The organism is Methyloradius palustris, assembly GCF_019703875.1.
Lineage (GTDB): Bacteria > Pseudomonadota > Gammaproteobacteria > Burkholderiales > Methylophilaceae > Methyloradius > Methyloradius palustris.
This window is the reverse complement of sequence record NZ_AP024110.1, coordinates 263,474-278,106: the sequence shown is the minus strand read 5'-3', so window position 1 is coordinate 278,106 and position 14,633 is coordinate 263,474. Positions and strand designations below refer to the sequence as shown.

15 protein-coding genes and 5 tRNA genes are annotated in these 14,633 nt (G+C 46.5%); all 20 read right to left on the bottom strand.

Annotation, left to right across the window (positions count from 1 at the left end):
* Window positions 1-8: 8 nt before the first annotated feature.
* Window positions 9-4,181 carry a DNA-directed RNA polymerase subunit beta gene (gene rpoB, locus ZMTM_RS01445; protein WP_221764576.1) on the bottom strand — a complete coding sequence of 1,391 codons (4,173 nt, stop codon included), beginning with the start codon at window positions 4,179-4,181 and terminating at the stop codon, window positions 9-11.
* Between the two features lie 181 nt (window positions 4,182-4,362).
* Window positions 4,363-4,743, bottom strand: coding sequence for a 50S ribosomal protein L7/L12 (gene rplL / locus ZMTM_RS01440; protein ID WP_221764575.1), 381 nt, complete (start codon window positions 4,741-4,743; stop codon window positions 4,363-4,365).
* Window positions 4,744-4,788: 45 nt separating this feature from the next.
* Window positions 4,789-5,310 (bottom strand): 50S ribosomal protein L10, encoded by a 522-nt coding sequence (gene rplJ, locus ZMTM_RS01435; RefSeq protein ID WP_221764574.1) that lies wholly within the window; start codon window positions 5,308-5,310, stop codon window positions 4,789-4,791.
* A gap of 112 nt (window positions 5,311-5,422) precedes the next feature.
* Window positions 5,423-5,578, bottom strand: coding sequence for a hypothetical protein (locus ZMTM_RS01430; protein WP_221764573.1), 156 nt, complete (start codon window positions 5,576-5,578; stop codon window positions 5,423-5,425).
* Between the two features lie 103 nt (window positions 5,579-5,681).
* Complete coding sequence (gene rplA, locus ZMTM_RS01425; protein WP_221764572.1) at window positions 5,682-6,374, bottom strand: 50S ribosomal protein L1; 693 nt, start codon at window positions 6,372-6,374, stop codon at window positions 5,682-5,684.
* Between the two features lies 1 nt (window position 6,375).
* Window positions 6,376-6,807, bottom strand: a complete 432-nt coding sequence (gene rplK / locus ZMTM_RS01420; protein WP_221764571.1) for a 50S ribosomal protein L11 — start codon at window positions 6,805-6,807, stop codon at window positions 6,376-6,378.
* A gap of 119 nt (window positions 6,808-6,926) precedes the next feature.
* Window positions 6,927-7,466 carry a transcription termination/antitermination protein NusG gene (gene nusG, locus ZMTM_RS01415; protein ID WP_221764570.1) on the bottom strand — a complete coding sequence of 180 codons (540 nt, stop codon included), beginning with the start codon at window positions 7,464-7,466 and terminating at the stop codon, window positions 6,927-6,929.
* Window positions 7,466-7,813, bottom strand: a complete 348-nt coding sequence (gene secE, locus ZMTM_RS01410) for a preprotein translocase subunit SecE (protein WP_221764569.1) — start codon at window positions 7,811-7,813, stop codon at window positions 7,466-7,468. The genes nusG and secE overlap by 1 nt, the downstream gene beginning before the upstream one ends.
* Window positions 7,814-7,899: 86 nt before the next feature.
* Window positions 7,900-7,975, bottom strand: a tRNA-Trp gene (locus ZMTM_RS01405).
* 68 nt (window positions 7,976-8,043) lie between these two features.
* The gene (gene tuf / locus ZMTM_RS01400) at window positions 8,044-9,234 is read right to left on the bottom strand and encodes an elongation factor Tu (RefSeq protein WP_221764568.1); all 1,191 of its coding nucleotides are present in this window, start codon (window positions 9,232-9,234) and stop codon (window positions 8,044-8,046) included.
* 127 nt (window positions 9,235-9,361) lie between these two features.
* A tRNA-Thr gene (locus tag ZMTM_RS01395) sits at window positions 9,362-9,436 on the bottom strand.
* A 61-nt stretch (window positions 9,437-9,497) separates the two neighbouring features.
* Window positions 9,498-9,573, bottom strand: a tRNA-Gly gene (locus tag ZMTM_RS01390).
* 79 nt (window positions 9,574-9,652) lie between these two features.
* A tRNA-Tyr gene (locus ZMTM_RS01385) sits at window positions 9,653-9,737 on the bottom strand.
* A gap of 78 nt (window positions 9,738-9,815) precedes the next feature.
* Window positions 9,816-9,891 (bottom strand) — tRNA-Thr (locus ZMTM_RS01380).
* 39 nt (window positions 9,892-9,930) lie between these two features.
* Window positions 9,931-10,371 carry a ClpXP protease specificity-enhancing factor gene (locus tag ZMTM_RS01375; protein WP_221764567.1) on the bottom strand — a complete coding sequence of 147 codons (441 nt, stop codon included), beginning with the start codon at window positions 10,369-10,371 and terminating at the stop codon, window positions 9,931-9,933.
* A gap of 5 nt (window positions 10,372-10,376) precedes the next feature.
* Window positions 10,377-10,976: a glutathione S-transferase N-terminal domain-containing protein gene (locus ZMTM_RS01370; RefSeq protein WP_221764566.1), complete on the bottom strand. Its 600-nt coding sequence runs from the start codon at window positions 10,974-10,976 to the stop codon at window positions 10,377-10,379.
* Window positions 10,977-11,056: 80 nt separating this feature from the next.
* Window positions 11,057-11,800, bottom strand: a complete 744-nt coding sequence (locus ZMTM_RS01365; protein ID WP_404804680.1) for a cytochrome c1 — start codon at window positions 11,798-11,800, stop codon at window positions 11,057-11,059.
* The gene (locus ZMTM_RS01360) at window positions 11,797-13,080 is read right to left on the bottom strand and encodes a cytochrome b (protein WP_221764565.1); all 1,284 of its coding nucleotides are present in this window, start codon (window positions 13,078-13,080) and stop codon (window positions 11,797-11,799) included. Before ZMTM_RS01360 ends, ZMTM_RS01365 begins: the two co-directional genes overlap by 4 nt.
* A gap of 14 nt (window positions 13,081-13,094) precedes the next feature.
* A complete protein-coding gene (gene petA / locus ZMTM_RS01355; protein WP_221764564.1) occupies window positions 13,095-13,676 on the bottom strand; it encodes a ubiquinol-cytochrome c reductase iron-sulfur subunit in 582 nt (193 codons plus the stop codon).
* Window positions 13,677-13,861: 185 nt separating this feature from the next.
* Window positions 13,862-14,608 carry a Nif3-like dinuclear metal center hexameric protein gene (locus ZMTM_RS01350; RefSeq protein ID WP_221764563.1) on the bottom strand — a complete coding sequence of 249 codons (747 nt, stop codon included), beginning with the start codon at window positions 14,606-14,608 and terminating at the stop codon, window positions 13,862-13,864.
* Between the last annotated feature and the right edge of the window lie 25 nt (window positions 14,609-14,633).

The following is a 14,633-nucleotide window of genomic DNA, read 5'->3' as shown; positions in this document are numbered from 1 at the left end:
TAATCTCCTTAGTTTCTGTCCAGGTCAATATCGATAGCCAATGAGCGAATTTCTTTAACCAGCACGTTGAATGATTCCGGCATACCGGCATCAATCTTGTGCTCGCCCTTGACGATATTTTCATAAACCTTGGTACGGCCAGACACATCATCTGATTTAACCGTGAGCATTTCTTGCAAGGTGTAAGCCGCGCCATAAGCTTCAAGCGCCCAAACTTCCATCTCACCGAAACGCTGACCACCGAACTGAGCTTTACCACCCAGCGGTTGTTGAGTCACGAGAGAATAAGGACCAGTTGAACGTGCATGCATCTTGTCATCAACCAAGTGATGCAGCTTCAGAACATGCATATAACCAACAGTAACAGGGCGCTCAAATGTCTCACCAGTACGACCATCAATCAGCTTCACTTGTGTCTTACCAGCAGCAAATTCCAGCTGTTTGGTACGCGGGTCATCATCAGGGAAAGCCAAGTCAAGCATCGCTTTAATGTCTGATTCTGCTGCGCCGTCAAACACTGGTGTTGCAAATGGCACACCACGCTCAAGGTTTTTAGCCAGATCAAGCACTTCGGTATCGGTCAGAGACTTGATGTCCTCTTTCTTGCCGGTACTGTTGTTATAAATCTGGTCAATAAACTTGCGCACTTCAGATACTTTAGTCTGGCTACGTAGCATTTCACCGATACGCATGCCTAGGCCCTTAGCAGCCCAACCCAAATGGGTCTCAAGAATCTGACCAATATTCATACGTGACGGAACACCTAGCGGGTTCAACACGATGTCCATTGGCGTACCATCGGCCATGTGTGGCATGTCTTCAACTGGAACAATCTTGGAAACCACACCCTTGTTACCGTGACGGCCGGCCATCTTGTCACCAGGCTGGATACGACGTTTAACAGCCAGGTAAACCTTGACCATCTTCTGTACGCCAGGTGGTAATTCATCACCTTGTGTCAGTTTGCGTTTTTTCTCTTCAAACTTGCTGTCGAAAGTCACGCGGGCTTGCGCCAAGCTGTCTTTCAATTGCTCGAGTTGACGTGCAGCATCTTCATCGCTCAAGCGAATATCAAACCAGTCATAACGACCGATATCTTCAAGATATTCAGCATTCAAGGTGTCGCCTTTTTTCAGCTTTTTAGGGCCGCCAGTGGCAACTTTACCTTCAAGCAGGCGGCGAATACGGCCAAATGCGTCATCTTCAACAATACGCATCTGGTCAGCCAGATCTTGCTTGTAATGACCAAGCTGGTCATCAATAATTTGCTGTGCACGTGGATCGCGGTCAATACCTTCACGGGTAAATACTTGAACGTCAATCACGGTACCGCTCATGCCAGAAGGCACGCGCAGTGAAGTGTCTTTAACGTCAGAAGCTTTTTCACCGAAAATAGCACGCAACAGTTTTTCTTCTGGTGTCAGTTGGGTTTCGCCCTTAGGGGTTACTTTACCAACCAGCACGTCACCTGCTTCAACTTCGGCACCGATGTAAATAATGCCAGAGTCATCCAAACGACCCAGCATGCGCTCGGACAAGTTTGAAATATCACGGGTAATTTCTTCAGCGCCCAGCTTGGTGTCACGCGCAACCACTGAAAGCTCTTCGATATGAATCGAGGTATAGCGGTCATCAGACACTACGCGCTCAGAAATCAGGATCGAATCTTCAAAGTTGTAACCGTTCCATGGCATAAATGCCACAAGCATGTTTTGTCCAAGAGCCAGTTCGCCCATATCAGTAGAAGCACCGTCAGCGATCACATCGCCACGCGCCAATACATCACCTACATTAACCAGCGGACGCTGATTAATATTGGTGTTCTGGTTAGAACGGGTGTACTTGGTCAGGTTGTAGATGTCCACACCGACTTCGCCAGCCAATGCTTCAGCATCATGCACACGGATCACGATACGGCTTGAGTCAACATAGTCAACAATACCGCCACGGCGTGCCTGAACGATAGTGCCTGAGTCAATAGCAACCGTACGCTCAATACCTGTACCAACCACGGCTTTTTCAGCACGCAGACATGGCACCGCTTGACGCTGCATGTTGGCACCCATCAAGGCGCGGTTTGCATCATCGTGCTCAAGGAACGGAATCAATGAAGCAGCCACTGAAACGATCTGGCTAGGTGCAACGTCCATATACTGCACACGGTCTGGCTGTGCCATCGTGAATTCGTTATGGTAACGAGCAGAAACCAACTCTTCCTGGAATTGACCTTTGCTATCCAGTTCAGTGTTTGCTTGCGCAATCATGTACTGGCTTTCTTCAATCGCAGACAAGAAATCAATCTTCTCAGAGACTTTATTGTTTTCTACACGGCGATAAGGGGTTTCAAGGAAACCGTACTTATTAGTGCGCGAGAACAAGGCCAATGAGTTAATCAAACCAATGTTTGGACCTTCTGGTGTTTCGATCGGGCATACACGACCGTAATGGGTGGTGTGTACGTCACGCACTTCAAAACCTGCACGTTCACGGGTCAAACCACCTGGGCCCAACGCTGAAACACGGCGTTTATGGGTAATTTCAGACAATGGGTTGGTCTGGTCCATAAACTGTGACAATTGTGAAGAACCGAAGAACTCACGAATCGCGCTAGAAACTGGCTTCGCATTGATCAAATCATGCGGCATCAGGTTATCTGATTCAGCTTGGCTCAAACGCTCTTTAACAGCGCGCTCTACGCGGACTAAACCAGCGCGGAATTGGTTTTCTGCCAATTCGCCAACAGAGCGAATACGACGATTACCCAAGTGATCGATGTCATCAATTTCGCCACGGCCATTGCGTAATTCAAGCAATACGGCAACTACGGCAAGAATGTCTTGGTTAGAAAGAATGCCAGAACCTTCAGCACCACGTGCGCCAGATTTCTCATAGAAACGACGTAACCAAGCAGCTGTGCGATCTTCAATACGCTCAGGGAAGGCACGGCGGTTAAACTTCATGCGACCAACCACTGAAAGATCATAACGATCTTCATTGAAGAACAAGCCTTCAAACAATGCATTCACAGCATCTTCGGTTGGCGGCTCGCCTGGACGCATCATGCGGTAAATCGCAACCTTTGCGCTGTATTGGTCAGGAATTTCATCAATACGCAAGGTTTGTGAAATGTAATCGCCATGATCAAGATCATTCGCGTACAGCGTGTTGATCTTGCTGACGCTGGCTTCGCGTAGTTTTTCAACCACTGACTCAGTGATTTCGTCGTTAGCATTGGCAACAACTTCGCCTGTTTCTTTATCAACGATTGCTGTGCTCAATGCACGGCCAAGCAGGAATTCTTCAGGCACAGTGATTTTGCTGATACCAGCTTTTTCCATGTCGCGAATATGCTTAACAGTAATGCGTTTATCTTTGGCAACAACGACGGTGCCGTCTTTGCTGACAATGTCAAACTTGGCAACTTCACCACGCAAACGCTCAGGCACCAGTTCAAACTGGATACCCTTTGCGCTGATATGGAAAGTATCCAAATCGTAGAATGTTTCCAGAATCTGTTCTGGTGTATAGCCCAATGCTTTCAGCAGGATGGTAACCGGCATTTTGCGGCGGCGATCCACACGAAAGTACAGATAATCTTTAGGGTCAAACTCGAAATCCAGCCATGAACCACGGTAAGGAATGATACGAGCTGAGAACAACAATTTACCTGAGCTATGAGTTTTACCGCGGTCATGCTCAAAGAACACGCCTGGGCTACGGTGTAACTGGGACACGATGACACGCTCGGTACCATTGATGACGAATGAGCCGTTCTCGGTCATGAGTGGCAATTCACCCATGTACACTTCCTGCTCTTTGACTTCTTTCACGGTAGGCTTTGAAGCCTCTTTGTCCATGATGGTCAAACGTACTTTAACGCGCAATGGTGCAGCGTAAGTCAGGCCACGTTGTTGGCATTCTTTAACATCAAACGGCTCTTGGCCCAGATGGTAACTGACATAATCAAGACGTGCGTTGCCAGAGTGACTGACAATCGGGAACACCGAAGCAAACGTTGCTTGCAAACCAGCGTTTTCACGCTTATCAACTGATACATTAGCTTGCAAGAAAGCAGCGTAAGATTCTAATTGCATCGCGAGCAAGTAAGGAACTTCTTGCACACTTTCGCGTTTAGCAAAACTCTTACGAATGCGTTTTTTCTCGGTAAAGGAATAGCTCATAGCATCTCCTGAGGGTAGAGGGTATATAACAGAAAGCGAAGGGTCACTCGCTGTTGTATAACGACTATCAATAAGTCTTATAAATTAAAATGTGATGCTTAAATAACGGCTTAAAACTACAGATACTAGAAAAAGCTGAAGGCTGGCGGTTGCCCGCCAGCCCACAAGCTCATACCACCAATTACTTGATTTCAGCCTTAGCGCCAGCTTCTTCAAGCTTCTTCAGTGCTGCATCAGCATCAGCCTTGGAAACGCCTTCCTTAATTGCTTTAGGAGCGCCGTCAACCAAGTCTTTAGCTTCTTTCAAGCCAAGTGCTGTCAATTCACGAACTGCCTTAATCACGTTTACTTTATTGTCGCCAGCGGCAAGCAATACAACGTCAAATTCGGTCTTTTCTTCAGCTGCAGCAGCTGCAGGTGCAGCAGCGCCAGCGGCTGCAGGTGCAGCAACAGCTGCTGCAGATACGCCGAATTTTTCTTCTAAGTCTTTAATCAGTTCTGATAATTCAAGAACGGTCAATCCAGCGATTGCGTCAAGAATGTCTGCTTTAGATAATGCCATTTGTAATACTCCTGATAATAATGTGTAGATAAATCTACTTTAAAATTAAGCTGCTTTTTGATCGCGAACCGCTGCCAGACCACGTACAAAGCCTGAAGGCACTTCATTAAGAGTGCGTACAAACTTGGCAATAGGTGCTTGCATGGTGCCGAGCAATTTAGAGAGCAATTCTTCGCGACTTGGTAGCGTAGCCAATGCCTGAATGCCTTTGGCATCCATGACTTGATTTGGCAATGCGCCACCTTTGATCACGAACTTGTCATTGGCTTTAGCAAAATCATTCAATACTTTTGCCGCAGCAACTGGGTCCGTAGAAATACCGAACACCAATGGGCCAACCATCTCACTAGCCAAAGCAGAAAACGGTGTGCCGTCAACAGCACGACGTACCAATGTGTTTTTTAGAACACGCAGGTAAATACCAGATTTTCTGGCTTCAGCTCGCAATTTGGTGATTTCACCCACTTGTAAGCCACGATACTCAGCAAGAATAATTGACTGTGCCTTTGAGACTTGCTCGCTGACTTCAGCAACAACTGCTTTTTTCTCTTCAAGATTAAGACTCAAGGTCCAACCTCCTTCCGTTAATTGAGTTTAAATATCGAGCCGCCTTGTTGCACGGCCAAACATCAAAACCTACCACGGCGACCTGTCATCAGGAATATTACTTAAACCTGTTTTAGGGAACGCCATCTGCGTAGGATCTCTGCTGCAGCACACCACCCACATGCACTTTTGACAGTGGATTAAACCTGCTTGACTCTATCCATTTCTGGATATTTCCATTAAGGCTCCTACGGTCTTTGATGATCTTGATGTGAATGCGATAAATCATATTCACATCAAGCCCAAAGTCTTTCGTCAACGCAGTTTGAAATTACAAACTACGCTGATACATCCATTTAAATCTATTTAGCTACCAGACAATCTTTATCGCTTTAGGCAATATTAGATTGGTCAACGCGAATGCCTGCACCCATGGTGCTAGAAACTGATACTTTTTTCAGGTAAACACCCTTGGTAGAAGATGGTTTCGCTTTGTTCAAAGCATCAACCAGTGCAGCCAAGTTACCGTGTAAAGCCTCTACAGTGAATGAAGCACGACCAATGGTGCAATGCACGATGCCGCCCTTGTCAGTACGGTATTGCACTTGACCAGCCTTAGCATTCTTGACTGCAGTTGCCACGTCAGGGGTAACAGTACCAACTTTAGGATTAGGCATCAGACCACGTGGGCCCAATACTTGACCCAACTGACCAACAATACGCATTGCATCTGGTGTAGCAATCGCCACATCAAAGTCGATAACACCAGCCTTAACTTGCTCAGCCAAATCTTCAAAGCCGACAACTTCAGCGCCAGCGGCTCTAGCAGCGTCAGCTTGAGCACCTTGTGCGAACACAGCCACACGCTTGCTTTTGCCAGTGCCATTAGGCAAGACTAATGCGCCACGTACCAATTGGTCTGATTTACGTGCATCAATACCAAGATTGATTACAGCATCTACAGATTCATCAAATTTTGCGGTTGCTGTTTCTTTAACCAATGTCAAAGCCTCAGCGACTGCATATACTTTATTACGATCAACTTTTGCCTTGATCGCAGCTACACGCTTAGAAATAGTTGTCATGTTATACACCCTCCACAACGATGCCCATGCTGCGCGCACTGCCAGCAATGGTACGAACAGCCGCATCCAGATCAGCAGCGGTCAAATCAGGTGCTTTGGTCTTGGCAATTTCTTCAGCCTGTGCACGTGTGATCTTGCCTACTTTGTCTGTATGGGGACGTGGTGAACCTTTATCAATCTTGGCTGCTTTTTTGATCAGGATAGTCGCCGGCGGCGTCTTCATCACAAAAGTGAAGCTCTTATCCGCAAATGCAGTAATCACTACTGGAATTGGCAGACCTGGTTCCAAGCTCTGTGTTGCAGCATTAAATGCCTTACAGAACTCCATAATATTCAAACCGCGCTGACCCAATGCTGGGCCAACTGGTGGACTTGGGTTGGCTTTACCTGCAGGGATCTGCAGTTTGATATAGCCAATGACTTTCTTTGCCATGATTCACTCCTGGTGGGTACAAGCGCTTAAAATCTAAGCTCCCCGTTAGTTAATATTGGTACTACTTCTGCGCCAGTTTTACACCAGCCATTACTGCTTAAACTTCTTTTTCTATCCGACTAAACTTCTTTTTCAATCTGGCTGAAATCTAGCTCAACAGGCGTTGCACGACCAAAAATGGTGACCGTGACACGCAGCTTGCTCTTCTCGTAGTTGATATCTTCAACATTGCCAGAGAAATCCTTAAACGGACCATCAATCACACGCACAGACTCGCCTTTTTCGAAAGTAAGTTTCTGTGTTGGATTGCTCTTGCTGTCATCCATACGCTGCAGAATGATCTCAACTTCTTTATCTTTAATTGGTGTAGGCTTGAGTGCTGTACCGCCGATAAATGCAGTCACACGTGGCGTACTTTTTACCAAATGCCAACTGTCATCATTCATTTCCATTTGTACCAGTACATAGCCTGGATATAACTTGCGTTCAGTAATGGTCTTTTGACCACTTTTCATTTCAACGACTTCTTCTACAGGCACTAGAATCTGACCAAAGAAATCTTTGGCGATTGGGGAACGCGCAATACGCTCTTCCAAACCACGCTGTACTGTTTTTTCGTACCCAGAAAATGCCTGCACTGCATACCATCGCATACTCATTAAGCGCTCCGCCCCATCAACCATTGCACCATCTTCAAGAAACCAGCATCGACTATTGCCAGAAAAATGGCCATCACAATGACAAGCACAAATACGGCTACGGTAGTTTGTATCGCCTCTTTACGGCTAGGCCAAACAACACGCTTGGCTTCAGCAACAGAATCTTGAATAAAACCAAGACCCTCTTTGCCAAGCGGGGTAGTCCAAGTCAGCACGACTGCGGCAACAATACCAGCACACACCACCAGAATACGTAATACCAGCGCCTGGTCTGCAATTGCGTAGTAACCAGCGATACCTGCTGCAACCAGCAATAATGCAACTACCAGCTTGATTTTATTGATCATATTTTACTTATCGCTTGTATTGAGTCTTTGCGTTTCCGCACAAATAATCCAGTTAACATCTACAGGACTAATTTACATTTACATGCTGGCAGGCCAGGAGGGCCTCGAACCCCCAACCTTCGGTTTTGGAGACCGACACTCTGCCAATTGAGCTACTGGCCTAAAAACGTTTTCACAATGCGCAAAGGCCACACTGTTTTACAGTGCAGCCCTGGCTACATTAACAACAATTATTCAATAATCTTAGCGACGACACCAGCACCAACGGTACGACCACCTTCACGAATCGCGAAGCGTAAGCCGTCTTCCATGGCGATAGGGGCAATCAATGCAACAGTGATGGACACGTTATCACCTGGCATCACCATTTCAGTACCTGCTGGCAATTCAACTGCGCCAGTCACGTCTGTCGTACGGAAGTAGAACTGAGGGCGGTAACCATTGAAGAATGGGGTATGACGACCACCTTCATCTTTACCTAACACATAGATCTCAGCTGCGAACTTGGTGTGTGGCTTGATTGAACCTGATTTAGCCAATACTTGGCCACGTTCAACTTCTTCACGCTTGGTACCGCGTAGCAGAACACCTACGTTGTCACCTGCTTGACCTTGGTCTAGCAGTTTGCGGAACATTTCAACACCAGTACAGGTGGTTTTGAGGGTTGGTTTGATACCAACGATTTCAATTTCATCACCGACTTTAACAATGCCACGCTCAATACGGCCAGTCACTACAGTGCCGCGACCTGAGATTGAGAATACGTCTTCTACTGGCATCAGGAAGGTGCCGTCAATAGCACGTTCTGGCGTAGGGATGTAGGTATCTAATGCTTCAGCCAATTTCAGGATGGCTGGTTCGCCGATTTCTGATTGGTCACCTTCAAGGGCGAGCTTGGCTGAACCGTGAATGATTGGGGTATCGTCACCTGGGAATTCATACTTGTCCAGAAGCTCACGTACTTCCATTTCGACCAACTCTAACAATTCTGCGTCATCAACCATGTCTGCCTTGTTCAGGAAGACTACGATGTATGGAACACCAACCTGGCGTGCCAAGAGGATGTGTTCGCGGGTTTGTGGCATTGGGCCGTCAGCAGCTGAACATACTAGAATTGCGCCGTCCATTTGAGCAGCGCCAGTGATCATGTTTTTTACATAGTCAGCGTGGCCTGGGCAGTCTACGTGTGCGTAGTGGCGGTTAGCAGTTTCATATTCAACGTGGGCGGTATTAATAGTAATACCACGTGCTTTTTCTTCTGGAGCTGCATCGATCTGGTCGTATGCCTTGGCTTCGCCACCAAATTTCTTTGACAGAATGGTGGTGATCGCTGCTGTTAATGTGGTCTTGCCATGGTCAACGTGTCCAATCGTACCTACGTTAACGTGCGGCTTTGTCCGCTCAAATTTACCTTTTGCCATGTTCTTTTTCCTTTAACTTTAGCTTCTAAATTAAAACAGCTTCTAAATTAAAACCACATTAAAAATGTGCTGGGCTCTGACAGCAATTCGAGCCCACCACCTCACACAATCCAATCAACATTAATACTGGTGCCCATGGCGGGAATCGGACCCGCGACCTCTCCCTTACCAAGGGAGTGCTCTACCACTGAGCCACATGGGCGCTTTACTTGAATTTCCTTGTAAGCCTTGAATTCCCTTGCAAGCTCCGTGCACCTAAATTCTGGAGCGGGCGACGAGGTTCGAACTCGCGACATCTTGCTTGGAAGGCAAGTGCTCTACCAGCTGAGCTACACCCGCATGCCGCACTAGAACATCAAATCCAAACCTAAATAAATAGAATCTAAAAAAATAATATTTAATCCCGCAACTTCATCTTTGGTGGAGGGGGAAGGATTCGAACCTTCGTACTCTGAGAGAACGGATTTACAGTCCGTCGCCTTTAACCACTCGGCCACCCCTCCAAACCGAACCCAAGATTATGATGACTTTTTGTACGAGTGTCAAACCAAAAATGACTAAAAACCAGAGTAAAACAAGATTGGTGCCGGATGTCGGAATCGAACCAACGACCTTCTGATTACAAATCAGCTGCTCTACCAACTGAGCTAATCCGGCAAATTGATAAGTCTTGAAGACTTAATGAACAACGCTTTACTATTTTACCAACTTTAAAGTCGGCTTTTTAACTTCTTTAGATTTACCCTCAACCAAGGGTAAATCATTTACTACACCTTCTATTTCTTTGCTCACAGCACTTTGGTCAGAAGTAATTTCTGACTGAGGCTCGGCTTGGAAAGACATGCCTTGACCGTTTTCGCGAGCGAAGATACCACGAACTGCATCAATTGGCACGTACAAATTATTTGATACGCCACCAAAACGTGCCGAAAACGTGATGGCTTCATTACCAATATGCAAATCTTTGGTTGCTGCGTAATTCAGGTTGAGCACGATTTCGCCATCTTTAACGTAGCCCATAGGCACTTTGGTTTGGGCATCAACACCCACCAACAGATGCGGCGTAAAGCTGTTATCAGTGCACCATTCATGCAATGCACGAATAAAATAAGGCTTGGTCGAAATCTGCTCAGCCATTTTTATTACTTGCGCATTGCCTTCTCAGACGGCGTCATCGCTTCGATGTAAGCCGGGCGAGAGAATATACGTTCTGCGTATTTAAGTAAAGGTGCAGCTTGTTTCGGCAACTCGATACCGTAATGCCCCAAACGCCACAATAACGGCGCAATAGCAACATCCAGCATGGAAAATTCGTCGCCCAAAATATATTCCTGCTTACTGAACAGGGGCACGATTTGAGTCAGATTATCGCGAATAGTAATGCGTGCTTTGTCTGCAAGCTTGGTGTTGCCAGATTCAATGTCGCCGATGTGGGCAAACAGCTCTTGCTCAAAGTTGTACAGAAAAAGGCGTGCGCGAGCACGCATGACCGGGTCTGCTGGCATCAACTGCGGATGAGGAAAACGCTCATCAATGTATTCGTTAATAATATTGGCTTGTTGCAAAACCAGATCGCGCTCAACTAATACAGGCACTGCGTTATGCGGATTGATAATCGCTAAATCTTCTGGCTTGTTAGCAAGATCAACATCAATCACCTGGAAATCCATGCCTTTTTCAAACAAGACAATACGGCAGCGGTGGCTATATGGGTCGGTAGTACCCGAGTACAAGGTCATCATAATCTTTATATTTCCTACGTGGTAAGCGAGACTGAGTTTGCCATTATGGCAAACTCAGCTTTGAATGCTAGCTTTGAATATTAGTGGACGTCTTTCCAGAACTCTTTTTTCAGGTAATAGCTCACAATAAATAAGCCCCCTAAAAATAGCAGCACAATTAAGCCTAAACGCAGACGCGTGCTTTTGGCTGGCTCTGACATATAGACCAAGTAGTTAACGAGGTCGGCTATGGTAGCATCATATTCCGCAGGAGATAACTTACCTGGCTTAATCAGCACTAGCTTGTGCTGTTCGGATTTTTCGCCATTGGCTTCTGTGGTTTCTTCTGTCTTGAGTATCTGGTCACCCTGCAATTGCCATAAGACATGCGGCATCGCGACTTTTTCGTACACTACATTATTCCAACCTGTAGGCCGGGTATCATCACGATAAAAGCTTCTGAGATATGCATAAAGCCAGTCTGCGCCGCGCGCTCTAGCTTCCACGGTTAAATCAGGAGGCGTTACACCAAACCACTCTTTAGAGTCCTTTTTCGGCATCGCCACTTTCATGGTTTCGCCAACTTTGTCACCTGCGAAAAGCAGATTTTCTTTAATCTGCTCTTGCGTCAAGCCAATATCCTGCAAACGGTTGTAGCGCATATAAGCAGCGCTATGGCAGTTAAGGCAGTAATTCACAAATATCTTTGCGCCGCGCTGCAAAGAAGCCTGGTTATCAGGATCAATAGGCGCACGCTCAAGCTTTGGACCCTCACTCGCGCTCACAGAGAATGAAGCAGATAACGTTAAAGCAATCAGTAGTTTTTTCATGATAGACGCGCTCATCCCGTTACCCTTTCTGGCACTGGCTTGGTTTTATCTATTTTCGTGTACCAAGGCATCAAGATAAAGAAGAGGAAGTAAATCACTGTAAATATTCTGGCAACCACCGTGGCACGATCCGCACCACCGAGGAAAAACACGCCAGCATCAAATTGCCCCCAAACGTTCGAAGGCTCAGTACCCAGATAACCCAAAACCAGAAAACTCACCACAAATGCAGCCAGCCATTTTTTGTACAAGCTACCGCGGTAACGTATGGATTTCACGGCGCCACGGTCCAGCCAAGGCAACAAAGCAAACACCATCACAGAAAGCCCCATGCCCACAACACCAGGAAATGAAGAGTTCATAACAGGCGGGACGGCACGCAGAATTGAGTAATAAGGTGTGAAATACCAAACTGGTGATATATGTGGCGGCGTTTTCAGCGAATCCGCTGGGATGAAGTTATTTGCTTCAAGGAAATAGCCACCCATTTCAGGTGCAAAAAAGATAATGGCACTAAAGACGATCAGAAATACCGAAACGCCCATAATGTCTTTCACCGTGTAGTAAGGATGGAACGGAATGCCATCCAACGGTATATGGGTTTCAGGATCTTTCAGTTTTTTGATTTCGACGCCATCAGGATTGTTTGAGCCAACTTCGTGCAGAGCAATAATATGCGCAGCAACTAGGCCCAAAAGCACCAGAGGCAAGGCAATCACATGGAAAGCGAAGAAGCGGTTCAATGTAGCATCGGACACTACATAGTCGCCACGCAACCACTCAGAAATATCAGGGCCGATAAAAGGTATGGAGCTAAAGAGGTTAATAATCACCTGCGCACCCCAGTAAGACATCTGCCCCCAAGGCAAGAGGTAGCCAAAAAAGGCCTCACCCATTAATGCCAAGAAAATACCGACGCCAAACAACCATATTAGCTCACGAGGCGTGCGATATGAGCCATAAATAATGCCACGGAACATATGCAGATAAACCACCACAAAAAACATGGATGCACCTGTGGAGTGCATGTAGCGGATGAGCCAACCCCATGAAACGTCACGCATGATGTATTCGACAGAAGCAAATGCCAAATCAGCATCCGGCTTGTAGTTCATGGTAAGGAAAATGCCCGTGACAATCTGCAAGACCAGCACGAGCAATGATAATGCACCAAAAAAATACCAGAAATTAAAGTTCTTAGGCGCGTAATATTCTGACAAATGCGCTTTGTAATTTGCTGTTAGCGGGAAACGCTCGTCGACCCAACCTAGCAATCCTGTTACCAATTTATTCATGATGGTGTGGCCTCTTAAGTTTCGTTACCAATACGCACTACTGAATCACTTACGTATTTGTAGTCAGGTACCAGCAGGTTAATTGGTGCAGGCGAACCCTTAAATACGCGGCCTGCAAGGTCATACTTAGAACCATGGCAAGGGCAGAAGAAACCACCTGGCCAATCGGCACCCATGTCTGCGCCAGATTGCAGTCTTGGTGATGGTGAACAGCCTAGATGGGTACAAACTCCGACCAGCACCATCAAGTTTGGTTTGATTGAGCGGTCTGCATTTTTACAGTCTTCAGGCTGTTGGTTTACTTCAAGCTTAGGGTCGGTCAGCCTATCATCGTGATTACTAAGCGCATCAAGCATGGCTTGACTACGATTAATAATCCAAACTGGTTTACCACGCCACTCTACTGTGATCATGGCGCCAGCTTCAATTTTACTAACATCCACTTCAACTGGGGCACCCGCAGCTTTTGCACGCGCACTTGGCAACATGCTAGCCACAAAAGGCACAGCTACCGCAGCCACTGCCACACCACCTACAGCGGTGGTAGCCGCAATTAAAAATCGTCGTTTGTGTTGATCCACTGGTTGGTTCGCCATCACATGCCTCTATGTATAGACCGCACTCTTAACAGAATGCGACTGGATTGAATACCATCATTCATCAAACCACGCATTTTACAGCTTTAACAGAAAAACTTAAACCTATAAACAGGCTTTTAAACCAGCTTATCTGTCTTTTCTTCATGTTTAATTTAGGTTTACTAGACTTTGGCTGCATCGCTTTACACGGGGTTATCAATATCAATCCATTCGTAGCCCAAATTAAAGTGCGTTGCGAGATGCTCACCCAAAGCCTGCACACCATAACGCTCAGTTGCATGATGTCCAGCGGCAATATAAGCAACACCAGATTCACGCGCCAGATGCACCGTTCGCTCTGAAATCTCGCCACTGATAAATACATCCACCCCTAAATCAATTGCTTGTTCGATGTAATCTTGCGCAGCGCCCGTGCACCAAGCAATGCGTTTCACCAGTTTATTCTGCTCGCCAATCAACAAGGGCTCACGATTGAGTTGTTGATTGATATGAGCGCCTAGTTGTTGAAGACTGACAGGCACAGCAATTGTTCCATAAGCGATTATATTTTGCTCGCCCGCCCAACCCTCTAGCTGAAAACCCAGTTTTTTCGCCAATTGAACGTTATTGCCATACTCGGCGTGTGCATCCAGCGGCAGATGGTAAGCCAGCAGATTAATCTCATGCTCCAGCAAAAACTTGATGCGTGCTCGCTTCATACCGATCACCCGCGCATCTTCATTGCGCCAGAAATATCCGTGATGCACCAGTATTAAATCAGCACCGGCTGCATGCGCGGCCTCCAACAAATCCATACTTGCAGTGACCCCTGCCACAATCTTGCTGACCTCTTGCTTGCCTTCTACCTGCAAACCATTGGGGCAATAGTCGCGGAAGCGCTCAACCTGTAGAATTTCTCCCGTATAATGGGTTAACTCTTTTAATTTCATAGTCTTTTTATCCGCTTCTTTAACT

Excerpts from the sequence above, each read along its gene's own strand:
- ZMTM_RS01375 (WP_221764567.1), bottom strand. The coding sequence starts at position 10,371 with ATGGCTGAGCAGATTTCGACCAAGCCTTATTTTATTCGTGCATTGCAT.
- ZMTM_RS01360 (WP_221764565.1), bottom strand. The coding sequence starts at position 13,080 with ATGAATAAATTGGTAACAGGATTGCTAGGTTGGGTCGACGAGCGTTTC.
- rpoB (WP_221764576.1), bottom strand. The coding sequence starts at position 4,181 with ATGAGCTATTCCTTTACCGAGAAAAAACGCATTCGTAAGAGTTTTGCT.
- nusG (WP_221764570.1), bottom strand. The coding sequence starts at position 7,466 with ATGAGTATGCGATGGTATGCAGTGCAGGCATTTTCTGGGTACGAAAAA.
- ZMTM_RS01370 (WP_221764566.1), bottom strand. The coding sequence starts at position 10,976 with ATGATGACCTTGTACTCGGGTACTACCGACCCATATAGCCACCGCTGC.
- petA (WP_221764564.1), bottom strand. The coding sequence starts at position 13,676 with ATGGCGAACCAACCAGTGGATCAACACAAACGACGATTTTTAATTGCG.
- rplK (WP_221764571.1), bottom strand. The coding sequence starts at position 6,807 with ATGGCAAAGAAAGTCATTGGCTATATCAAACTGCAGATCCCTGCAGGT.
- ZMTM_RS01350 (WP_221764563.1), bottom strand. The coding sequence starts at position 14,608 with ATGAAATTAAAAGAGTTAACCCATTATACGGGAGAAATTCTACAGGTT.
- rplL (WP_221764575.1), bottom strand. The coding sequence starts at position 4,743 with ATGGCATTATCTAAAGCAGACATTCTTGACGCAATCGCTGGATTGACC.
- rplA (WP_221764572.1), bottom strand. The coding sequence starts at position 6,374 with ATGACAACTATTTCTAAGCGTGTAGCTGCGATCAAGGCAAAAGTTGAT.
- ZMTM_RS01365 (WP_404804680.1), bottom strand. The coding sequence starts at position 11,800 with ATGAGCGCGTCTATCATGAAAAAACTACTGATTGCTTTAACGTTATCT.
- secE (WP_221764569.1), bottom strand. The coding sequence starts at position 7,813 with ATGATCAATAAAATCAAGCTGGTAGTTGCATTATTGCTGGTTGCAGCA.
- ZMTM_RS01430 (WP_221764573.1), bottom strand. The coding sequence starts at position 5,578 with ATGATTTATCGCATTCACATCAAGATCATCAAAGACCGTAGGAGCCTT.
- tuf (WP_221764568.1), bottom strand. The coding sequence starts at position 9,234 with ATGGCAAAAGGTAAATTTGAGCGGACAAAGCCGCACGTTAACGTAGGT.